Here is a 24,299-nt window from a genome sequence, read left to right on the forward strand (position 1 = left end):
CGGTTAAGGGCAGTGTCTTCCCCCCCGCTCCCGATAGGAGCCCACATGTCCAGATTGCCCGGGCCCCTGCGCCCGACATTTCACGAGTACGGAAGAAGCGTATGAAAGCGACCCTCGAGCGGACCGATCTCCTCAAGTCCTTGACCCACGTTCACCGGGTGGTCGAGCGGCGGAACACCATTCCCATTCTTTCCAACGTCCTCCTGCGCGCCGACGGCAACGCGATCAACCTCAAGGCAACCGACCTGGACCTTGAAATCGTCGAATCCGTTCCGGCCATGGTTGAAATGCCCGGCGCGACGACGGTCCCCGCGCACATGTTTTACGACATCGTGCGCAAGCTCCCGGAAGGATCGCAGGTCGTTCTGGAAACCACGGGCGACAACGCCACTCTTGAAATCCGGGCAGGCCGGTCGAAGTTCACGCTCCAGATGCTGCCGGAAACCGACTTTCCGGATCTCACCGCCGGCGACTTCAGCCACGGCTTCGCACTGAGCGCAGCCGACATCCGGAAACTCATCGACACGACGCAGTTCGCGATCTCGACCGAGGAAACCCGCTACTATCTCAACGGGATCTACCTCCACACCGTCGACGCCGCCAACGGTCAACAGTTCCGCGCCGTTGCCACCGACGGACACCGGCTGGCCCAGGCCGAAGTGATCGCACCGCAGGGTGCCTCCGGCATGCCCGGCATCATCGTGCCCCGAAAAACGGTCGGTGAAATCCAGAAACTGCTTGAAGACCCTGAAGCCAACGTTCAGATCGAGCTGTCGGAAACCAAGATCCGCATCACCACCGGGTCCATCATTTTGACCTCCAAGCTGATCGACGGCACGTTTCCCGACTACGGGCGGGTCATCCCGCAGAACAACGACAAGGAAATGCGGGTCGACCGGGACGAGTTCAAGGAAGCCGTCGACCGTGTCTCGACGATATCCTCCGAGCGCGGGCGCGCGGTCAAACTGTCGCTCGACGAGGGCCGGATGGTCCTGACCGTCAACAATCCGGATTCAGGCAGTGCGACCGAAGAGCTGGCCGTCGAATATGATGCCGAGCCGCTCGAAATCGGCTTCAATTCCCGCTATCTGCTCGACATCGCCAATCAGCTCGGCAGCGACACGGCCCTGTTCCGTCTCGCCGATTCCGGTTCGCCGACGCTGATCCAGGACAACACGGTCGAGGATTGCCTGTTCGTCCTCATGCCCATGCGGGTCTGACCTCGGGTCGGCCTGAACTGAAGCGGACCCGAGGTCAATGAGCCAATTCAGGACGGCGAAAGTGACGCGCCTGTCCCTGACCGACTTCCGCAACCATGAAAGACTGTCGTTTCCCGTCGGGTCCGGCATGGTTGCCCTTGTCGGCGCCAACGGTGCCGGGAAGACCAACATTCTCGAAGCGATTTCCTTCCTGACGGCAGGCCGCGGCCTGCGCCGCGCCGCGCTTGCGGATATTGCGCGCAGCTCGGGTCCGGGCAGCTGGAGCGTCGCCGCGACGGTGGACCTCGACGGGCTGGAAACGAAACTCGGCACAGGGCTCGTGGAGGGCGCGAGCGGGCGGAAAGTCCGCATCGACGGGGAAGATGTGCGCGGCTCGGAAACGCTTCTGGATTACGTGCGCGTGCTCTGGCTGGTGCCGGCGATGGACGGCCTGTTCACCGGCCCGGGTTCGGACAGGCGCCGGTTCCTCGACCGGCTCACGCTGTCGGTTGACCCGGGCCACGGCCGGCGCGTCGGCAATTTTGAAACCGCCCTGCGCCAACGGAACAAATTGCTGGAACAGGGCGGCACGGACAATTATCTCACGGCCCTGGAGCAGCAGGTTGCGGAGCTTGGAACGGCCGTTTCTCTCGCGCGGCAGGAAACGGTTGATCTTCTTGCGCAGACGATTGCCGAGCAGCAAACCCAGAGCCAGCCGTTTCCGAGCGCCGCGCTGGACCTGGAGGGCGCGTTCGAGCGCGACACCGCCGGAATGAACGCCGCCGACCGCGAAGAGCATTACCGCGCTGCGCTGTCCAGCGGCCGGGGCCGGGACCGTGCGGCCGGACGAACGCTCACCGGCCCGCACCTGAGCGACCTCAAGGTCCGCCACGCGGCCAAGGACATGCCGGCCGCGCTCGCTTCGACGGGTGAACAGAAGGCGCTCCTGATCGGGTTGATCCTGGCCCATTGCGAACTCACCGCCAAGGTCAGCGGCATGACGCCCCTCCTGCTGCTTGACGAGGTCGCGGCACATCTCGATCCCGACCGGCGGGCAGCCCTCTTCGCCAAGCTCGCCCTGCTTGGCGGACAGGTCTTCATGACGGGCACCGACCAGGCGCTGTTCGAGGCCCTGCCGGCAGAGGCCGAGATCCTTGAAATCGGCAGCGGCGAAGTCAGGCGGATCGCACCCGGCCCAACCTCATAAAACCGCCTGAATCTTGTGGTTTTCCACCATAATCGTTTCGCTGGCTTCACGAGCGCCCGCGTGCGGTTGAACACCCCGGGGAACCCCGTATAACGGGGTGATAACAGACAAACCGATTGGTGATTGATTCGCATGAGCGACACGTCCACGTCAGAGCCCATTCCGACCCCTGAAGCTGACAACGGAGGCGACTATGGAGCGGACTCCATCAAAGTCCTCAAGGGGCTTGATGCGGTGCGCAAACGCCCCGGCATGTATATCGGCGACACGGATGACGGCAGCGGCCTGCACCACATGGTCTACGAGGTGGTCGACAATGCCATCGACGAAGCACTGGCCGGACATGCCGACCACGTGACGGTGACGCTCAACCCGGACGGTTCGGTGACGGTCTCGGACAACGGGCGCGGCATCCCCACCGACCTGCACCCCGAAGAAGGGGTCTCTGCGGCCGAGGTCATCATGACCCAGCTGCATGCCGGCGGAAAATTCGACCAGAACTCCTACAAGGTCTCCGGCGGTCTGCACGGCGTCGGCGTCTCGGTGGTCAACGCGCTTTCGACAAGGCTCGACTTGAGGATCTGGCGCAACGACCAGGAGCATTTCATGAGCTTCGCCCACGGCGAGGCACAGGGCTCCCTTGAGGTCGTCGGACCGGCCAATGGCAAGAAGGGAACGGAAGTCACGTTCCTGCCGTCTCCGGAAACCTTCAGCAAGACGGAGTTCGACTTCAACACGCTCGAACACCGTCTGCGCGAGCTGGCCTTCCTGAACTCTGGCGCCCGGATCATCCTGACGGATAAGCGCGGCGTTGAAGATGTCGTGGAGGAGCTCTTCTACGAGGGCGGCCTGGAAGCTTTCGTGCGCTATCTCGACCGGGCCAAGCACCCGCTGATCGAAGACCCGATCACGATGAAGGCCGAGAAGGACGGCATCACCGTAGAAGCGGCCATGTGGTGGAACGACAGCTACCATGAGCAGGTGCTGTGCTTTACCAACAACATTCCGCAGCGCGACGGTGGCACGCACCTTGCCGGGTTCCGCGCGGCGCTGACACGCCAGGTGACCGGCTATGCGGAAGCGACCGGGCTGATGAAAAAGGAAAAGGTCTCGCTGTCCGGCGATGACTGCCGGGAAGGGCTGACCTGCGTTCTCTCCGTAAAGGTTCCCGATCCGAAATTCTCCTCGCAGACCAAGGACAAGCTGGTGTCTTCAGAAGTCCGGCCGGTGGTTGAGAACCTCATTGCCCAGAAGCTCAATGAATGGCTGGAAGAAAATCCGGCACCGGCTAGGTCGATCGTCTCCAAGGTGGTCGAGGCGGCCTCGGCCCGCGAAGCGGCCCGGAAAGCACGTGAACTGACCCGGCGCAAGGGCGCACTCGACGTCGCTTCCCTGCCCGGCAAGCTCGCGGACTGCCAGGAACGGGACGCGTCCAAGGCCGAACTCTTCCTGGTGGAGGGTGATTCCGCGGGCGGCTCGGCCAAGCAGGGCCGGCACAGGGAAAACCAGGCGGTGCTGCCGCTGCGCGGCAAGATCCTCAACGTGGAACGTGCACGCTTCGACAAGATGCTGTCCTCCAACGAAATCGGCACGCTGATCACAGCGCTCGGCACCGGTATCGGCAAGGAAGAGTTCAACATCGAGAAGCTGCGCTACCACAAGATCATCATCATGACGGATGCGGATGTCGACGGCGCCCATATCCGGACGCTGCTGCTGACCTTCTTCTTCCGTCAGATGCCCGAACTGATCGATAACGGCTATGTCTATATCGCGCAGCCGCCGCTCTACAAGGTAAAGCGCGGCCAGTCCGAGCAGTACCTCAAGGACCAGCCCGCCCTTGAAGACTACCTGATCGCACAGGGTCTCGACGAGACCACGCTGACGCTCGCGAACGGCGAAGTCCGGATGGGGCAGGATCTTCACAACGTCGTCGAGAACGCGCGCAAGCTCGCTGAAATCTTCGACGGGCTGCATTCGCGCTACAATCGCGATGTGGTCGAACAGGCCGCGATCGCCGGCGCCCTGAACACCGAGATCCTTGAGGACCGCACCAAGGCCGAAGAGGCCGCCGCCTATATCGCCCGCCGCATGGATATCCTGGCCGATGAATTCGAACGCGGCTGGACGGGTGTTGCCCAGGACGACGGCAGCCTGGTCTTCCGGCGCACGGTGCGCGGCGTCGAAGAGGCCGCGACGATTGATGCGGCGCTTCTCGACAGCGCCGATGCGCGCCGACTCGCGGCCTATGCGGACCATCTCAACGAGGTCTACGGCAAGGCAGCTGTGCTACGGCGCAAGGACGTGCCGACGGAAATCCGCGGTCCGAGAGCGCTGCTCGACCATGTCTACAGCTTCGGCCAGAAGGGCATCTCCCTTCAGCGCTACAAGGGTCTGGGCGAAATGAACCCGGAACAGCTCTGGGAAACGACGCTCGACCCGAATGTCCGCTCCCTGCTTCAGGTCAAGATCAAGGAGGCGGACGACGCCGACGACATCTTCACCAAGCTGATGGGCGACGAAGTGGAGCCACGCCGGGAATTCATCCAGGACAACGCGCTGTCCGTGGCGAACCTAGATATCTGATCGTTTGTAGGGAAGCGTATAACATTTCGCCGAGCGCATAAAATTTCGCGAAGCGACAACTTGGCACCCCACTGTCTTTATAAATTACAACGACTTAGACGGATGCCCGCATACCGTCTAAGTCGCAGGGAAGAAGCCTTTTGCTCGGTTTGGACCAGGCTCTTCTGAATTTATATTCATTACTAAGGTCCTAAACCTTCCATTGCCCATCAGCCGTTGTGTCCTGCCCCCGTAGCGTCCTTGGCCTTAAGTTCGTGTAGTGCCACGGATCCAATTGGTTGCAGACATCGCCATTAGCGTGCATAAACACGAGCTTACTTACTTATGATCGCAATCAGAGTCTTTGGATGATGGAATGAGACAACACGTTGCTACTTTTGCAAATTTTGTATGTAGGTTTGGGGAAAAAAAGGTTCTTTTGGATTATGCGAAAGAATTTGTTATTTCCGCATTTACCGACGACACTCTCATTCGAGAATACGGACACACTCAATTCTTTTTTTACGAGACGAAGCTCGTCAAGCTAAGCGGTGATCCTGAAAACCCTATTCTCGGGATTTCAGGTCGATTTATCAAGAATACCGTCCTAACCAGGGAGCAACTATTTGATCCGAAACGCGGTCTGGTCCAGGATGAAGCGTCTCTATCGACGGCACCATCTGCGCATTTCGTTCTGGTTCTGAACAATCATCGGCTGATCTACTTTCCCGAAACTGCTCACGCCCCAGATCTCAACGCATTCAGGTCGACGGCCTTTCACTTCATACAAAGAAAGCGAACAAATTTCATTGACGCCCGCTATAAAGAGGCGCGCGATGCTGATGAAAAGGTAACAAAAAAGTCTCTTAATGAAATTCACCCATCACCAACTTTGGAAATTGTTCCAATTTCCGGTGATGATGAGATCGCTGATTTTCTTGAGCGTTATGAAATACTAAAAAAGATCGAATTCCGTTTGGTCAAACCCAACGATGAAATTGACGGTGAGGAGCTGTTTCAGGATATTCGTGAGTATTTGAACCCCTTACAGCCCGAAAATACGAAAATTGAGATCCGTAATTCTGATGGGCTGGATATTGATCACGCGCTTCCAAGAATTCAAGCCGCGACAACTACCGACAACCAAATTGTCAAACTCGCGGGCAAAGATCACGACGGAAACGATCTGCGGGGAGACAATCATAAATTTCAGATTAGTGCGCCTGTGGATCCAATTCCGGCGACCAGAAGCGCTTTGACAAGAAAATTGTTTAGTATTTTTTCTGATCTGGCAAATTCAGAGACAATCAAGGTTCCTCAAGAATCGCAGGCTGTGACGGAAAAAATCAGAAGTCTGCTTGGTCTGCTCTAAAATGACTGATGATTGGAAAAAGCAGGTTTTCAGACAAAAGAGCCTTTGGGAGGTCTACACGCTTTCCCGGGCAGAACTGCCAAAACCTATTTTCAATTCTGCGGTATTCTGGATTTCTGCATTCGTTCTTTCTGTCGTGTTTGTATGGAGCATTGGCATCGGTCACGAGGTCTATTCCCTTAGCGAAGCACTTACGTTAACGCAGACCGTTGCCAACAGTGGCTTTGTCCTCGCCGTCGGAATTCTTGGATTCCTGATCGCCGGATTTTCAATTTTCGCCAGTGTTACAAAAGATGAGCTGTTTATAACGTTGGCCAAAATTCCCTACCGAAAGAGTAGTATCAACAGACTGCAATTTGTGTTTTTTAATTTCCTCAACGTGTTCACCGTCTATGTCGGCCTTCTTGCGATCTGTCTGTTTTCAATAATCCTTTTTTCTGAACAGTCTCCACTCATCCGGCTGATTACATTTGCGGCCCCTGATTATCAGCAGTTTGCCGTTCCCATACTATTCCTGGTCGTATGCTCAATAATGCAATGGATACTTAGTGCCATATTGAAGTTGAAGTCATTTATTTGGAACCTGTATCAAACAGTGCTTGTCACCATAGCCACTGAATCTGAGTTGCAGGATCAGAAAGAGAGGAAGCACTCCTAAAGAACTCGCCTCAGAATCCTAATGTCGAGTACTCAGCGCGGTTCCACTAAATCCTCAACAAACTGAAAAATCCGGACCATCGCAAGCGTATCGAGCTTGCAGTATTCCAGAAGGGCCTGTCGTAGTCGCGCATGCTTCTCCGGATCGGTTTCGTTGATCATCTTGTGCCAGCCGTCCATTGCGGCTGTCCCGTCACCGATCTCCATCCCCTCGTAGCTGAGTTCAGGCACGACAACAGGGAGAACCTTCTTGATGGATGTCGATCCGTTGAAACGGATATCGACATATCCCGTCTTGAAGACATCCATTAGGTCGACTGTTCGATCGACCAGGCCTCGAAGAAAGTCCCGTTTGTCCGGGAACGTCTGACCCATCTCGTTGTTTCGAGCGTTTTCGAAGGTCTTGTTCCAGGTGACCACGGATCCGTAAGCACCGACGGCGCCTTCCAGGGCTTCCACCAATGGACGGGGGAGTTCCGGCCGATCCGCTAGATATTCGACATGATCGACCCGACCATCTTCATGGAGGACATGGAGGGAAAACTGAAACGGCAACTGCTGTTGCGGCCCTGTCCCATCAACGACCGGGATTGCGGAAAGGTACGTTTCATAATCCAGAAAACAGAGCGGATACGCCAAGACGCCGATGAAGTTCTCGATGTCCGCTAGATTGACACAAGGGTTCTCGATGTTGTGTGCCCGGACAATCGGCTGCTGGAGGCGCGAAACTTCATCGAGTTCGATTTGATCCAGTCCAAACCGCCCTTCTGCGACGAAGTTCTCCAGCTTCCTGCCAAACAACCGCGGCAGTGAATAAATCGAGTATTTTGGAATGCCCGGGTTGAAATAGTCGAAGCTGTCGCAATGATGCAGTCGACTGAGGTTCAGGCAGGTACACGACTTCTCGTCAATCGCCTCCTCATTGAGGAGTGACAGCGCCTCGGCAATTTCCCGCTCTGTTTCGTCCAGCAGGTCTCTCACCCGAATGGTTTCGTCAGCGAAGGTAAGAAGTCCCTCGGGATCGATCTCGCCATCACGGACGTAGTCCTTGTTCAAGTGAACGATGAAGATGTTCCGGACGTTGTGACCTGCCCTTGTGGCTGCGATCGTCTGAAACGCCGCATCCTTCAGCTGGTTGTGTGGTTTCCCGTCCTTCACACTGGTCGAGGACTTGATCTCGAATATGTCGATCGTGCCGTCCCCGTTTTCCCGGAGCATATCGGCACGGGCACGGAGCCCCTCATTCGTCTCGAATACATCCTGGAAAGAACAGGAATCGGCATCCGGCCATCCCTGGACCAATTGGCGTACATATCCTTCGACCTGATAGCCTTCCGCCGCCAATTTCTGGGCGAAATCGGAGAACTCACCCTCTGGGTAGACGTCCGGCTTGTGCCGTTTCAGCCAGAGCGATTTGGGACAATTGAGATGCTGGATAAATTCAGTTTTCGATAACATGTCATCGCACTCAAGACTTAAGATACAACGGTGTTAAACATCATTGATAACTGGCCGAACCACAATGTTAACCCGTCAAAGAATGAGAGATCCGCCGCCTTTTAAACCAGTTCCCGTCCAACCTACTCTAGGGCGACCTGAAACCATCTGGCGAAAAGACTAACCGCTTTGCCAGCACAATCAAAACTTGCAACAAGAAAGACGCACCAATCGCATACTTTGCCTCGAAATACTTTTGGGAAGACAACGATGTAATGTTTGCTGGTCATCTGAACGAAATCGATCAATTCGACGCAGAACTCTGGACGATAACCGACAGTCTGCGAGCCAATTCCGGCCTTGCTTCGCTCGAGTATTTCATACCGTTAATCGGCCTGCTGTTACTCCGTCAGGCCACCTACCGCTAAGACGAAGCGCTTGCAGCGATCAAAGTCAATAAGGCGGTCACAAGGAGATGGCGTTCTGGCACCGATGGTCGCATCCATCTTCGCACGATCAACACCAAAACTCTTGGTTTAGATCTTAGAAGCCAGCCGTAAAAGCGTTTTCCCATTTTTTGTGACTTAACAAAGGCTTAAATATGCACTTTTTAACAGAAGTAGTCACAACCCCTCATTGAGAACCGTTAAATGAATCATTACTTTTGAAATAATTCTGCGGCTGAAATCATACGCACTCCACACGAGAACCAATGCACAAACCAGATCCAGAGTTTACACTCAAACTGCTAGCGGCGGGTCTTGCTCGATTGAGGACCAGAAAAAATCCGACTGCACGCGTTCGACAGGATGATATGCCTCCCGAAATGCGCCGAGGCCTTGTTCTTTTGTCAGCAACGTGCCTTTACGACGGTTTAGATGATCTGGGTTCATGCATTCATGAGTTCATGGAACTGGCAACCATACCCATTCGAGATTGGGGGCTTTCAACTTTTCATCCCCCATTCCGATTTGCGGACATTACCCTGATCGACGGACAAGCAGGAGTTCCTACGCAGGAATGCATGGATATTGCCGAAGAGGAGGGAATCTCAAATATCGCCGAAGGTCTCCACTTCGACCAGTTTTACCAAGCAGTATCAAATCTCAGAAGTAGACAACAGGCTCCTGCCTACACCCAGATCAGGGAATTTATTGTTCGCAATCCGGTCGCCCCGGTCAATGCCATAAAAAAACTCGCCTCCGATCCCGTACTGATGCGGATTGCGGACCTTTTCGAAGCGTTTTACGAACCAATCCCGATCGGTGCCATCCGGAACGGTGGTTCAATTCTAACCTGCAATCGCTGCGGTTCGATCCTGTGGCCGGACACTGACGCAAAAACATTTCCGGAGGGTCGTTGCCGACTGTCTCACTGCAACGAGAAGGGTGCATCGAAATGTGGGAAGGTCATTCACGATCCGCGTGACCACCGAACGATCAAAAAAGAGATCCTTGCTTACTGGGTGGGCCCGGGCCTCGACGAGATTCTCATCTACGACTGCCTGAACGCAAAAAACGTATCGGCAACCCTTTACCCGGATCGAGACGCGGTCGACGTCGGAGCCAAAAACCTCTCCTTCGGAATCGACGCAAAATCTTACGCGTGTCCGTCTCTTCTTGGAAGAAAACTGTCATCAGGCATTGGCAGATTGGCCAAATACGCCGAGCGATATATCGCCGTCCCGGATGCAAAGCTGACCTTCAATCCCAACTACCTGTCTGAGCTGAAAGCCGCGTACACCGGGAAAACCCCAATCAGCTTCATGACGGTGAGCGACACGATCAAAACCGTCTCAGCCAAGTACGGAAAACCCTCGACTTCAGGAGCAGAACCCTGAGAGAGCAGCACGACATTCCAGCCGTCAGTCCAAAGGCCGTTCGCGTTCAATGGCTTTGCCTTATTGCAGAGCAATTATTGGAAGCACAGGACCTGTCCAACATGGATCTCCTTACATCTGGGTTCAGGTCATCCGAACGTCACCCCGATGTTCTCGGTGCTCTCGCGGCTCTGAAGAACGCCCGACTCGTGGGGCTTGATCTTTCCTCATCAAGACGTCTCGCCGCCGCGGTGGCTGATTGCCTTGACTATGAGATCGAAAACAAGGGGGCGAACGGATACCTCGAGCCACCTTATGAGATCAGCTCCAATCCGCCCTACAGGTTTAGGCGCAGAGTGAGCGCATCGGATCCTGTTATCAAAGCAATGCGGGATTATCTCGATCGCGCCATCCCGTTTCGACGGCAACAACGCGAAACGGCAGACCCCACCCGGCCCAGCAGGATAATTACGGATCTCGATCGCGCCCAATCGATCGACATCGACACGTCAGGCATCAGTCACAACCTACCCGTCAGGCCAACTCATGACCTCGCGCGCAGCCCACGTGGAACCATCTCCCTTTCTTATCAGGATCTGATCGCCCTTGCCCGGGACCTGGACAAACAGGACAATAAGAAAAGCGAGAACCATCCAGGAAACTGGGAGGCTCGACTTCTCCAGGTCTCAAGCGGGAAGCGTAAGTTTGATATTCTGAAACCGGGCGCAAAGGGCCTCGAGGCGACAGATCAGATATCATTGTCCGGCCTTCAACACATGATCGGCCTGCCGGGTGCAGGCAAGACAACGCTCGTTCAGCTGATTCTGATCTGGCTTGATCGCAACGACTACAGGGCGGCAGTCATGCTTCCCTCCATCGAAGCATCCTTGAACATGATATCGGTGCTTGAGAGATACAGTGCCAGCGTCGGTCTTCTCGTAGGCCAGTCGAGCGACACCAAACGTGGCCATGCAAACAAACTCGCAGAGCGTATTGCATCCATGGACGACCGGGCCGGGTTTGGAACCAGCGGCCCCGGCGCTGGTCTGATGGCCTATAACTGTGTTCTTGATGGATTTCGTGACGGTACGCATCAGGACCACATCGAATTCAATCACAACCGTCCGCCTTGCTCGGATCTGAAACAACGCAAGACCCGCAAGAACGGCACCCCGCATCAGAACGAAACCGACATGTTGTGCCCAGTCTCCGGTTGGTGCGGCCGCATGAAGGCACCCCGCGAACTAACCGAAAAGCGGATATGGATTGGTCACATATTGTCAGCCATGCCGCGGGTCATGCCACATTTTGTTCAGGATGGAGAGCTTCTTCGTTATGTCGACCTCATCTCTCGAACCATGGATCTCGTAGTCATTGACGAGGCGGACGGAGCGCAGAACACCCTGGACAGTCAGTCCGTCACGGCACTCAAACTGACAGGAGACGAAGGCAGCCTTGAAGACCAACTCAACCGTGATGTCCTTCTCCCGTTTGCCCGCGGCCAAAACTCCACCATCGCCTCGAACTTCGCGAATTATCACGGCGCAATTGGTCGCTTCAGCCAGTTCAACCTGAACCTTGTCCGGCTATTGCAAACAGATCGCCGTGAAGGCACTCACGACAATGTTCTGACGCAAACCTATCCCGGTCGGTTCGTTACCGGGGCCACCGTCATTGGAGAACTCTACAATCCAGAGAACCTGAGCAAACTTAGCGATGCCCAGCGCTCCAATCTCGAACGCAGGCTCGATGCAATCGGACGCTGGTGGGACGACATCTGTGAAGCAGCCAACCGTGACGAAAGTGGCGCAGAACGTTCTTTTGAGCACGATCTCACTGCAATCGCAAACGCTAGTGGCAAGACGCAGGATGTCGCTCGTGAGACATCTTACAAACTGAAAGACCTGCTACGATATTGGACAGCAACAAGCCGCGTGCCCGAAAAGCAGGCTCATATCGACCATATCCGGGAAACACTTTTTAACTTTCTACCCTACGCAGCACATTTGCCAGCCGCCCATGCAAGAGCACATCTGGAGATGCTCGTCGGCATCACGACTGTGATCATGCAGTACAATGTGATCACGCTCGCCCAACAGGCCATGGTTGCCGAGGGAGTTCACGAACGCCCTCTTGATGGGGGACGCCCACCACTCGATATTGCTAGGCTATTGCCGGAGTCGCTCGTCGGACGTCTTGCTGGCGTGAAAATTTCATTCTCGACAAAAGACGAGCGCACCGATGCGCTCACGCTGGAGTACATGAACTTCCGGTCGGTACCCCGGCTACTTCTTTACCACTGGCACCATCTGAACGCTCACGAAAACACCGCTGGCCCGAATGTTCTTCTGACGAGCGCAACATCCTTCCTTGAAGAAAGTCCAAGCTATCACATTCCGATCGGTCCGGACTACGTTCTGAAGCGGACGGATACACAGACCGAGTGGAAAGACTCAATCTTCAAATTCATGCCGATCAATCACCCGATCGAACCTGGCAAGCACCTGCGATTTTCCGGCGCCAAAGGCGGCCCGGAAGCCCGACAAGAAATTATCGAAAACATGATCGACCACTACTACTCGGGTGACTATCCCAGAGTCACGGAAATGACGCAGGACTTTGCTCCGAGCAGACGGGTCGCCTTCGTCGTCAACTCCTATGAACAAGTTCGCTGGATCAAGGACCACCTTTACGCCCGCTATCCGCACATCGCAAAACGCACAATCGGAGTAACCAATCAAATCCCCAATGGTAATTCAGGAGACTGGGTTGTCGCATCTCAGGTGGAAACGATCGGCCGACGCGATGACTGGGATGCCATCGTCTTCCCCATGCGCGCGCTTTCGCGAGGCGTGAACATCGTTTTTCCGGCGGGGCCGAACAAGAATGATGCCGTTCTGGGGACGGTGATCTTTTTGACCCGACCCCATCCGTCTTCCGACAGTTTCGAATTCGTCACCGGAATGATCGGACGAAAGTCGATGGAATTTGATCTCGATACAAATCTGGCCAGCTTGCCGTCGATTAATGACGTCGCCGCACGCTGGCGCGAAGAGAGAGTCGAAGCCAGCCACCTCACGTCTAGACTCTTGAGAACATCCGTCACGATGAGCCGCCTCGGCAATCTCTCCGAACCATTCGTTGCCGACATCATGGTGGAAATCCTGCAAACCATTGGCAGGGCCATGCGAAACGGCGTTAAGTGTCGGGCGATTTTCGTTGATGCAGCTTGGGCACCGAACTCTGCGGCGGGTGGAACTGACACCAGAACGACATCAATGTTGGTGTCCATCATGAAAATTCTCGAACACCGCCTCACCACCGGATCAGCCGTCGAGCAAGAGGTTTACCGAGCCATGTATGAGCCCTTCCTTTTGCCTCTAAAAAAATGCGCCGGGCTGAATTTAAAGTAAGAAGGGGACAATCGTGACTAACAAAAAAGCCGTCTCCATAGAAACCTTTCCGGCAATGCTCACAATGGAGAAGGTGTCGGCACCTGCCAGATTGATGTCCGTTCATTGGTCCGAGCGCGCCAAGGCGGCAATTGCCGACCTCAGAAAGAAAGCTGCTGAGACCGACAGAAAAGAGGGTAAACACCTCCCCACGAATTCGCTCCGCGCATTGCTCGAGGGAACGGTTTCCGGGATTTGGTTTGTCGATCCGAGCGTCGGCGTTTTTGGATCCGACAAACCTTTCCTCAAGGTGTCTGGCCAGCAACCCGAGTGCATTCGGAAGCAGGTCCATCGCGCCGTCGACATCTGGGTGAACCACCAACTCGCAGACTGGTTCGATTACCTCGAACCAGCCGAAAGCGACGAAGACAAGGAATTCCTGCAACAAGAGGTCGACAATTTCCAGACGCTTCTTGCTGGAACGGACGCTCTTGAAATTGTTGAAGCAGAACAGTCTAACCTCGTAACGTCAACCGATTTTGAAAGTGCGCGTGATGCTGTTGTTTCTGCTTTGTCCGAAACCCTTTCCGGCATCGAACTCTTCGACGGACTCGGGCCAGTTCGAAGAGTAATTCAGGCAGGGCGAACTCCGCTCAACAGCATAGAATTCGAAACCTGGCCGATCCGCCACAAAAAAGCCTGCTACTCTATGGTCTGCCGGATTGCGGTCGAGACTTTGCCCGGATCTACAAAAATTGCGCTTATCCCTCGCGTGCGCAGACGCCTCTGGATGTCAAATCTGCCAAGTGGATACGCCCTTTCCAGACAGCGTGCAATCACCACGCGCATCATGTCAAAAGAGAACGACAAATCGGCAATCACAAGCCGCCTGACCATCAAGAACGGAGAAATCTCAAGCGACTTCAATCCCTTGCATACGCTTTTGCGTCTTGAAACCGACGGCGACCTATCCGGCAATATAGGTGAGCAGCTCAAGGCGACGGAGCATGCGAACGGGAATTTCTTCGTGGGCATCCCTCATTCGCCGCGGTACGGAAAACATGCCATCGGATACGGAGCGTCAACGCGAGATCATATCGACATCGTCGAACGTCTTGAGAACCTCCTAGTTCCCCTCGGAGCTGTCAGGTGTGAGGCGGATGTACGCAGCAAGAGGCTGTTCAACATAAAGGGTCAGTGGAAAGACAGCCAGCTGTCAGTGGAAGAGCTATTCATTCCTTTTGCCGAAGATCTCGACAGTATGGACGATCCTGCAACAGCCCTATCCGTCTTCACCGAAGAATACGATCTCGCAACGAACATCCTGGATGCCGACAAACTCTCCAAGCTTGAGGGGAAACGCAAGTCACAGCAACAAAAAGCTGCTCGAAACTCAGAGCGTATTGAAAAGGTATACGGAAATCGGGGGCCCAAGCTCGGCATCATCGCCGCGCAAGAAAGTGAGCGGGTCCTTATTCGCCTTGGCGTTAGGGTCCTCTTTGGCGATGGGGTTAACCTGTCCGAAGCAGACTATTCCCTTCCTCCCAAAACACACGGCCCGGCCGCCGAACTTCACGAGGGCAAACTCAAATCAACCGAAAGGTATAAAACCCAGTGTGAACGCTGGCGAGAGCTCGCTCAATCCTTAAAAGAGGATAACGTCACCCACGTTCTTGTGCAGGCCCCGCAACATTACGGAAACAAGGCGGACGACGACGTAAACAAAGAGGCGGCCAGAGCCAGTCTCGCACAATATGCAGATGTGAATGTCCAATACTTGCGACCTGTCAACGACCTCGACCCCTGGCAGAAAGCCAGGACCTTGCGAACAAAAGAACCGGAACCTGGGTTCTCGGACTACCTCTACAGGCTTCAATCAGCGGTCTACGACCTTTTTCTCGGTCACTCCGCAGCGGTTGACCCTTTCAAGGAAACCCTCGACAAAGCCTTCCCTAACAAAGAGACAAAGCCGGACACCCTTCTAGCTTACGCGGTCGTCAGCAAGCGCAAAGCAAGAGGGGGCCGTAAAAGAAGCGATCTTGCAATTTGCCTGCGGATCAAGGAACACGAACGTCGTGCTGATGCCTGTATAGCGACATTTGATCCTCAGAACGGCCGCCCGATCATCGGCGCATGGACGCCCTTTTCAGAGCTCCTGAAAAGCCTTCCCGGACTTGGCCGTCCGGAACTCGGCAATATGGAAGAGCGCAAGACGGTGTTCCAGGAGCTTATCCGGCATACAGTCGACAGCACTCTTGAAACGCATGTAAGACCCCTCCTTATTTTTGACGCATCACAAACTCGTTCTCTCTGGCCCGCTCTTCGAAACTACCCAGAAATGCCTCCGTTCTTTTCCACGGACGGGATAGAGCAGGATGTTCTGATCGGAAGCGGCAAGTACAAAAACATCCGTGTTGTGCGGTTAGATCGCGATATGGCAGGACATATGCCAACGAAGAAAAGCCAAATCGATCCCGAGACTGGAGCCGCATTCCGTCAAGACACCATGGTGCCCGCACTAGCCCAGGTCACATCTTGGAAAAACGGCGGTCTTTTCTGGGATACGCCAGGCTACTCCGTCACCAATTTGAAGCGCGGACAAAGCGTTTATCGGGATTCCACGTTCAAGAGGGAAAAACCAGACAAGGACGGCAACACGACAGAAACAAGAGCGGCCATGGTCAAGGACCCTTATCTCCTGCCTAGCGTTCTTGAAATATCGATCATAAAAGCCCTGAGTGGCGACGACCTTTTTGAGGTCTGCGCAGCCCTTCACAAATTGCGGCTTCTCGCCTCACACCACACTTCGACATCGGCGATGCCCGCCCCCTTGTCCTTTGTCAAAAAAATCGAAGACTACCTGCCCCGCTTTGATATCGATGAAACTGAGCATATCGACAAGCGGGACCTTACGGACGCGAGCATCGAGGAGCTCGAGCCGAACGAGGAAGAATTGGCTGAGGCAATTACCGACCTCGAAGACACCTTGGATTCCGAAACGAAAATTTGTGGCGATCCGCCCGAAGACGATCCGGATGGCGACCCGGAGAAAGATACATCGTTCGACGAACCAACCGATGACAACGAATCCGAAAGCGTAACGACAATGACAGTCGACACCGCCGAAACCCAGACTTCCCAGGTCCAGCCGAAAGTCAACGCAGTACGTAAGCGTTGGAAGATTGCGGCCGACTGGCAGGAAAACACACGCCTTTTGGCGCAAGAGGCCTTCAAACTGGCTGAGGCGGATCCAAGCTTTTCGGATGCAGAACGTCTCAAGCAGATCGCCTCGAAAATCCTCGATCTATCTGTCGAGTACGAAAACACTCCGGACCCGAGACGCGAACTCAAACCGCTTGTCGCCGAGCTAAAGGCCATTCTAGAAGACATGCCAGATGCTTTCGGCATGGACGACGACGTCATTCAATATCGTGACCAGGCATCGGCCAAAATCAAATTGCTTCCCAATACCGTTTCTCCTGAGATGTATGAAGCCGCCGCAGACGAGACACGAACCGTCCGGCACCGCACCGATATCGCTGCGGAAAAGAAAATGGAGATGCAATCATTCATGGCCAAAGGCCGAATGAATGAAGTCGGACAAATCTTCGCGGCAATCTCTGATCTCAAAGCCGAAACACTGTCCTCTTTGTCGAAAATCATCGAACTCCTGTCTGATGAAGAAGGAGACGTTGACGATCAGGAAGCGAACGGGCTTGCTTCGAGATCCCCGAGCCGCGAAATGGAGGAGGGAACTGCTTTTTTTCCAAATATCGAGACAGCTGAAACGTTCCCGACTCCCGAAGAAGACGGTGCCACCGCCCCTTTACCGCAGGCGGAAACAACGACTATCACCAAACTCCTGGATGACGATTCCAAAACGACTGCGCAGCAAGTTGAATTCGCAGGCTCTGACCTCGACACGGACGATACCGACGAAGATCCCTTCAATGAAGTTGAAGAGGATTTGGGCGAAGAGGATAACGGAATTCCCGAATCCGATGCCTTAAGCGAAATCATCAAGGGTTTCCCCAATCTTGGGACAGAGACGGAAATGGACCTCGATCGTGATATCGAGGCTATCGACGCAATCAAGGAGAACCTAGAACGACTGGTCATCGCGGGAGAAGTTGGTCAAGCTTATCATTTGCGAAAATCCGCCGACCTCCAATACGGCCCCGAAAACTTCCCGGATACCTTCACGACGGCTGAACTCTTTCTGATCTCCGGTGGTGGCTACGTCGACGAACGCGTTTATACGGGATCCACATCACCGGATAAGGGCTCTCGAAAATCTCCGTTCGCCCAAACCGTGGAGACAGCGCACAATCTTCGAGTGAATGCGGCAACAGTCGGATTGAATGCCGCCCGACGGTACTTCCTATTCGCTTCGACAATCGAGACGGCCCTATTCGACAAGACCTACGAAAGCAGCGCCGTCTCGATTGTCTCCGAACTCATCAAGAACGGAGCCGGGCGCACCTTCTACGACCTTGCGAACATCGCGATCGAATCGAAGAACAGCTATCGCACTCCTTCCCGCTCGGATATCTATGGAGTTCGGGCAAATATCGATGAAAACGCATCGGAAACCTCCAGAAACAATGCGGCGAAGCGCCTGGAGGTCCTTCGAAGAAGCCGATATAGCTTCAAACCCGCGCAGCAAGTAAGGGATCATCTTCATCTCCGCAGAGACGGCCTCCTGTACCGCCTTGAAGGAGCTGTCAAAAACAATGATCACAAAACAGCCATGGAATGCGTGAGGAAATTCGCAAGCCATGACCTGATCGAAACGCTCATTGAATCTACACGAAAAGAGCTGAAAATCCGTCCGATCAAATACGGATCGCTAGCTAATATTCAGTCCGCCTTATCGGCAATTCACTCCGAAGTTTCCAACTGGTTCGAAACCAAGAGCGCGATCGAGGAAGCCACTACGAATGGCGATTATCTAGGCACGCTTTCCAATCAACTCGAAACGGCGATCAACAAGACTCTGGCCAATCTCAAGACCCGGAGAGAATCCGCCACGACCGACATCGAACGCGCGGCCATCTCTTTCGGACTCGAAACGGTTAAACGCATCGGCGACATCGTTACGGGCAAAACAAAGCCTGAATTGAAAAGCGACTGTCACAAGATCGACCTTCACCTTCCGTTACTGTTTATTGCGGACCTAGCTTATGCAGGCGGAAGCGAGCCAACCCCATACCGACCCGACAGGATCGCAGAAGCAATCCTCAGAAACGAAATTCCTCCCATGGCGGAGCGCATTGATCTCGAGCGCCTTTTGGAGACAGTTTCCTTGCGGGCGAAAGAAGGCTCTTACAACGCCGCAAAACTTCTGCTGGAAGCCGCAAGATTGCTCGGACTGGATGATCAGACCTTCCAAGACCAGAGAACGCGCCTCGAAAGCGGCTTTGCGAATGACTGGCAAAACGTCAAAACAAGAGCCGAGAAGTTGAAATACCACGTTGTCCTCATGCAACGTTTCGCGCCGGATGACAATACGAAGTTCAATGACAATGAAATTGCAGACATTGACGACAGTATCGATGATCTCCTGAAAACCGCCTCCGATAACATTTCGACCATGTTGTTTGACAATCAGCCAACATCGAACGAAGTCGACACGGTCGAGCGCCTGAACGATATTTTTGCCTTCAAGGCGAGATTGAGTGAATACGATGCCCGCATGGATGCGATCATTACGGAACCGCGCGAAAACCTCCGGGACCGCGCCCAAGATGCTTTCGGCAAGCCAGACTCAAGCACTGAAGACAGACAACGTCTGGAAGATATCGAAAGGCTGCTGGATCAAGGCGACCTTTCAACTGCACAGGAGCGATTTGAAGTCAGCGATGGTGACGGCAAAGGGATTATCAAGCCGACGGCTTTTGCAGAGTACTTCCCTGATTGTCAAAACGCCATCAACGCATCCAGGCACGATCTTCCCGAAATCAAAAAGGCGATCCAGACCGGAATAGACCTCGGCCCGATGCCTTTTTCTCAAGTCGAGGACCGTACGCTTGCCGAGGGTGTCTGGGACGCTTGGGTTCAATTACGCCAGACGTTTAAGCGCAACAAAGAAACGGAGACCCAGAGCCGAACGAAAGCCCTCTTCCGCGCGGCGATCATGGAGTACAAGGAGCCGAAGGAACAAGGTCAGACGAAACAGCTGTCCCACCTGCACAGCTCGAGGCGCCGACATGCATTTGATGCGAACATTCCTGGGCTGGCTGGAGGCGACAACAGTATCCTCCTCCCGGACTTCGGCAGTATCCTGAAAGGCAACTGGCGGATTTGCGTCTGTGCAAAGACCCCCAATGAAGACGAGCTCAGTACTCTGACAAAGGGCAATCTGGAAACCATGGGCGTCATAGTTCTCGTCATGGGGCGCACCACAGTGGAAGAGCGGAACGCCGTCTACCACTACAGCTTGAAGGAAAAGCGCCGGGTAATAGTGATCGATGAGACCCTGATGCTGTATGCCCTTTGTCAGAAACGGTTCCGCTTCATGACAACGATGGAAGTCGCTCAGGCGTTCTCTTTTGCCAATCCCTTTCTTGATCATGGCAACCAGGGTGTTCCGGTTGAAATGTTCGTGGGACGGCGGGAAGAACGACAACAGATACTGTCGCCTCACGGCTCTTTCTTAATGTATGGCGGACGACGGCTTGGAAAGACCGCTTTGCTTCAATTCATGTCACAGCAACAGAATCTGGAACAGGACACCGTTGCAGCATACATCAGCATGCACCACACCGAGTCGCAAAACCTTTGGGAGAAAGCCTCCAAGGAAATGCCGCGAGAAATATTCCCGGAGCCCGTCACGACATCGGACAAGTTCGAACGCAAGGTTCGAAACTGGCTCGATAAGGACGGACGTCGGCGAATCCTGCTCCTCGTAGATGAAAGCAACGATTTCATCAAGGACGACCAGAAAGAAGGCAACTTCAAAACCCTGATGGCCATTATAGGCCTTATGAACACAACAGGACGGCGATTCAAAACCGTCTTTGCTGGATTGCAAAACATCGCCCGGGCGGTTCAAGAAGTTGAAAATTCACCCATCAGCCACCTGGAACAAAACGTTCTGGCCATCGGCCCGCTGACGGGGAAAGAACGTGGTGACGCGGAGAAACTGGTTACAAAGGCCCTTGCCGGAATGGGATACCACTTCGCCCATCGCCACGATATTTGGCGGATCTTGAATTTCTGCCTGTACTATCCGGTCCTAATTCAACTGTTCTGTAGCGTTCTAGTCGAGCGTCTGATCGTACGAGGCGCAGAAGCTGATCCAGACACTACGGTAGATCGCGAGATTGGAACGCAGCTAGTTGAAGATCTTCTGAGCGATCCGAAAACTCTCGAACGCATCCGAGATGCTTTCGATAAGACCCTGGCACTGGATGGCGAGAGATATCTACTGATCGCACTCATCGTGGCATATCAGGCAATCGAAAACAGTTCGTCAAATCGCCCGAACGTCGGCATGACCCCACGCGAAATTCTAATGGCTGCTGGAGAATACTGGCCGCAAACATTCGGTGGAGACCAGTTTACGGTCTCGGACATGAGCGCCATGGCCACCGAGATGCAAAATCTGGGCGTTCTCAAACCGACGGGCTCGAACAGGTGGACGCTTCGCTCCCGTTCCCTGCAAACCATGCTGGGCGACCAAGATAAGATCACTGACGATCTTGCGAGCTTCGCTGAAAAACCTCGCCCTGTAACCTTTGACGTCAAGTTGCGGCGGCGAACCTTCGACACCCCTCCTCCGAATGCCCGGAAGGTCAGGTCCCCACTCACAACCGGGGATATGAACCGCATCCTCAAAACTGGACCCAAAATTAGCGTTATCACGGGCCTCGACATCGCCGGTATCCAGATTGTCGAAAAAGCCATTGAAGACATGATCACCACGGAATATGCGGCCACTGATCAAAGACTGACCCACTTCAAGGGGCGCAGTGCCGACGACCTTTACACTCGATTGAGAGATATGCGCAAGACACGCAGTTTCATGATCGTAACACATGAAAACTGGGGGCCGGACTGGGTCCGTGCCGCATACGGCCGAAAGGCCGTCGTGGTTGGCGACATGCGGGTGATTTTCATCGGCGGAAAGAAACAGTCCAGAATGTGGGCAGCCAATGAACGCGCGATGTCCGAAGACAGCGTCATCGGGCACTATCCGCTTTTTCCATGGCGACGTCTTGAGACGGACACCTTCCTTCAGCAGGCGCACAACACCCAGATCAATGTTGACCAGATTTACGTCGAATGCGGGGGTTGGAACTTGCCCATGTCGACACTGTTTCCGGACAGCTCGGTAAACACCTTGACGATCACCGCGGCCCTCAAGAAAGCTAGAAAGGAAGTGGCCGCCCTTTCAATGGCAGATTTCGGCATTAACGAATCGGCGGAAGAACTCCTAAAGGCCGTATTGAAGGAATCTGGCTGCACGGCAACCAATGCTATTTTCGATGAAGATGATCTTGAAATTGTCAAAATGGAGCTGCCGGACAATCCAACAGAATGCCGTTTCTTGATCGCCTACTTAAAGACACTCGGGGTCGCAGAACCAGTGTTTGGTGGAGGCGACAGAGAGAAATATCGGCTCAACCCGGTCGTTGCGGACCGAATATTGAGCTCAGGTGACCAAAGGTGATCGACATCTGGTCGCTTCTTGGGCCGGAGTGCTTTCTTGAAAGCTTGGCAGACAACGCACTGCTCAGGCCTGTCACGCTCATTCGAACGCCAAAAACGATTACGAGTGAAATCGTCTCTCCCCTAAGACGGAGACTACAAAAGAAGACCGACATAAACCCTTTGACGCCCAAAGTTCCTCAAGACTCCAAAAGGCCGCCGCTGCGCCAGCTCGTCGCTGCCACACCGGAACTTCCGTTGGACGATGTCTCCATGGAGCGCTTCTTAACCGAACAGGCAGTGCCCGGTCGAGTTTACATCATTCGAGACATTCCGGCCGCCTATTGGAGGGACTGGAAAGTGTTTCTGACGGACTACACCACGGCATGCTCCAACGCACCTGATCATCCGCATCTCATCGTCATTGTGCCTCACGGGCTTTCGCATTCAGATATTTACGGTGTGAGCGACAGAGATGGAATCTTTGTCTGGACGGATATTCTCTCAAGATCAGATATGTCGCAGCTTGCCGAACAGCTGGATGGGCGTCCTCGCGGAATCCTGGAAAAGTTTGCCCGCGCAACATCCGTTGAACTCGCCGGGCCGGATACAGGTCTTTTACGGCTTCTTTTGAAACTTCCTTTGAGCGAGCAAATCAAACCCAACACTGCCCTGCGCCGCCTTATCACAAGCGTCGCCGACAAGCTTCCGGAAAACCAACCCATCACCTGGGAGGAAGGCGTTGTCTACGAGTGGTCCGGAGAAGTCGAGGTCAACACCATTCGTTTGGGAATGGACCGCAGGTGGGATGGCATCAATCACCGGATCTGGAAAGCTCATCTACCGATCGCCATGGAAACAACAGACCTTATACGAGAGTCCCTCATTCGCCGACATTTCTCAACACTCAACTATTACGCATCGCCAACAAATCCCTTTGAAGCCAGACGCGGTCAAAAAACCTTTCTGAAGAAATCTCCACATGAGCTTGAGGTTACGGATATCATCAAACTCCACCAAGACTTGTTGGACGACAACAAGGGCTTCCTTTGGGGAGATGACTGGAATCTCGCGCGCTTCGCCAGAAACATGCGGCACGCCGTTGCCCACATGGAACCCGTCGATGAACGCTGCATTTTGTCCGTCACTGAGCTTTGGAAAAGAAGCGCAGCCTCCAGATACTCACAAGGCGAAATCGGCTGGGACTGGGCAAGGTGCGAACAAAAAGCCACAGTTCTGATCGGCCCGGCGGGGGCCGGAAAATCATCTTGGGCGCAAAAGCAAAAGTGCACCGTCATTTCGAGAGATGATGTCCGTCACAGAATTAAGCTGAAGCAGCCGAATATCCCAGAAGGCATTATTTTGGATGCCTACCTTTCCGAGGCGATCGAAGTCCTAAAATCAGGACGAGATGTCATCATGGACGCGACTCACATTGACCAGCACGTACGATATCGAATTCTAGCAATGGTCCCCGCGGACATCCCAATTGACTACGTTGTGATAGATCGCCCTATTGACGAAAAAATTCGAGACGGTGGGTGGCGGAATGCACCAGGGAAGCAAGGAATGATCAAGGAGCATCACGATCGTTTTCTTGAAGAAATTGATGCGATACTATCGGGCGATGGCGACAAAAGGGTCACAGTGATTGATCAGCGAAAGAGTTAAAGTGTGAAGTCGAGCAAGTGAGCATCGGGTAATAACACACGAACACACCAACGGATCATACTCGGTCGTTGCCTACTCATTTGCCTCCTCCAGTCGCTCCAGGGTGTCCAAAAGAACTTTTCTGAACCGAGATGCCTCAAGACCTATAACGGCTCGCTCTCTTCCAGCCATGATCAAAAATGCCTCCAGTACTGCGTCCGAATGATGAGAGAGCATCGTTAGGTAAGGCCCACTCGGCCCATGCTCCGCAGCAAGCCAATTTGTCACTGTGCGTTCGCCCGCTCCGGTCCACCGACGCACTGTCTTTACGGCTCTATGGGTCCCCCCA

General features: G+C 54.2%; 10 protein-coding genes. 9 read left to right on the forward strand and 1 reads right to left on the reverse strand.

What is annotated here, in order from left to right:
- The first annotated feature begins 101 nt into the window (after positions 1-101).
- The 5 genes from dnaN to ACO08A_RS08250 all read left to right on the forward strand — a co-directional run bounded on the left by dnaN (position 102) and on the right by ACO08A_RS08250 (position 7,001).
- Positions 102-1,220, forward strand: coding sequence for a DNA polymerase III subunit beta (dnaN, locus tag ACO08A_RS08230; protein WP_422040640.1), 1,119 nt, complete (start codon positions 102-104; stop codon positions 1,218-1,220).
- Positions 1,221-1,257: 37 nt separating this feature from the next.
- Positions 1,258-2,406, forward strand: a complete 1,149-nt coding sequence (gene recF / locus ACO08A_RS08235; RefSeq protein WP_422040641.1) for a DNA replication/repair protein RecF — start codon at positions 1,258-1,260, stop codon at positions 2,404-2,406.
- Between the two features lie 132 nt (positions 2,407-2,538).
- The gene (gyrB, locus tag ACO08A_RS08240; protein ID WP_422040642.1) at positions 2,539-4,992 is read left to right on the forward strand and encodes a DNA topoisomerase (ATP-hydrolyzing) subunit B; all 2,454 of its coding nucleotides are present in this window, start codon (positions 2,539-2,541) and stop codon (positions 4,990-4,992) included.
- Between the two features lie 355 nt (positions 4,993-5,347).
- Entirely contained in the window at positions 5,348-6,343 is a 996-nt protein-coding gene (locus tag ACO08A_RS08245) for a hypothetical protein (protein WP_422040643.1), read from the forward strand.
- A gap of 1 nt (position 6,344) precedes the next feature.
- Positions 6,345-7,001 carry a hypothetical protein gene (locus ACO08A_RS08250; protein ID WP_422040644.1) on the forward strand — a complete coding sequence of 219 codons (657 nt, stop codon included), beginning with the start codon at positions 6,345-6,347 and terminating at the stop codon, positions 6,999-7,001.
- A 32-nt stretch (positions 7,002-7,033) separates the two neighbouring features.
- On the opposite strand, the gene ACO08A_RS08255 is transcribed toward ACO08A_RS08250, so the two are convergent.
- The gene (locus ACO08A_RS08255) at positions 7,034-8,458 is read right to left on the reverse strand and encodes a DUF2779 domain-containing protein (RefSeq protein ID WP_422040645.1); all 1,425 of its coding nucleotides are present in this window, start codon (positions 8,456-8,458) and stop codon (positions 7,034-7,036) included.
- Positions 8,459-9,149: 691 nt separating this feature from the next.
- Here ACO08A_RS08255 and ACO08A_RS08260 point away from each other — a divergent pair.
- From ACO08A_RS08260 to ACO08A_RS08275, 4 genes are all read left to right on the forward strand, one after another.
- Positions 9,150-10,277 (forward strand): hypothetical protein, encoded by a 1,128-nt coding sequence (locus tag ACO08A_RS08260; protein ID WP_422040646.1) that lies wholly within the window; start codon positions 9,150-9,152, stop codon positions 10,275-10,277.
- A 77-nt stretch (positions 10,278-10,354) separates the two neighbouring features.
- Positions 10,355-13,669 (forward strand): hypothetical protein, encoded by a 3,315-nt coding sequence (locus ACO08A_RS08265; RefSeq protein WP_422040647.1) that lies wholly within the window; start codon positions 10,355-10,357, stop codon positions 13,667-13,669.
- A gap of 13 nt (positions 13,670-13,682) precedes the next feature.
- Positions 13,683-22,322, forward strand: coding sequence for an RNaseH domain-containing protein (locus ACO08A_RS08270; RefSeq protein WP_422040648.1), 8,640 nt, complete (start codon positions 13,683-13,685; stop codon positions 22,320-22,322).
- Positions 22,319-23,971, forward strand: coding sequence for an AAA family ATPase (locus tag ACO08A_RS08275; protein ID WP_422040649.1), 1,653 nt, complete (start codon positions 22,319-22,321; stop codon positions 23,969-23,971). Before ACO08A_RS08270 ends, ACO08A_RS08275 begins: the two co-directional genes overlap by 4 nt.
- The last annotated feature ends 328 nt before the right edge of the window (positions 23,972-24,299 follow it).

Source organism: Roseibium sp., assembly GCF_965232425.1.
In the GTDB taxonomy this organism is placed as follows: Bacteria; Pseudomonadota; Alphaproteobacteria; order Rhizobiales; family Stappiaceae; genus Roseibium.

What these genes read in the sequence shown, in the direction of transcription:
- dnaN (WP_422040640.1), top strand. Translation starts at nt 102, where the DNA reads ATGAAAGCGACCCTCGAGCGGACCGATCTCCTCAAGTCCTTGACCCAC.
- recF (WP_422040641.1), top strand. Translation starts at nt 1,258, where the DNA reads ATGAGCCAATTCAGGACGGCGAAAGTGACGCGCCTGTCCCTGACCGAC.
- gyrB (WP_422040642.1), top strand. Translation starts at nt 2,539, where the DNA reads ATGAGCGACACGTCCACGTCAGAGCCCATTCCGACCCCTGAAGCTGAC.
- ACO08A_RS08245 (WP_422040643.1), top strand. Translation starts at nt 5,348, where the DNA reads ATGAGACAACACGTTGCTACTTTTGCAAATTTTGTATGTAGGTTTGGG.
- ACO08A_RS08250 (WP_422040644.1), top strand. Translation starts at nt 6,345, where the DNA reads ATGACTGATGATTGGAAAAAGCAGGTTTTCAGACAAAAGAGCCTTTGG.
- ACO08A_RS08255 (WP_422040645.1), bottom strand. Translation starts at nt 8,458, where the DNA reads ATGTTATCGAAAACTGAATTTATCCAGCATCTCAATTGTCCCAAATCG.
- ACO08A_RS08260 (WP_422040646.1), top strand. Translation starts at nt 9,150, where the DNA reads ATGCACAAACCAGATCCAGAGTTTACACTCAAACTGCTAGCGGCGGGT.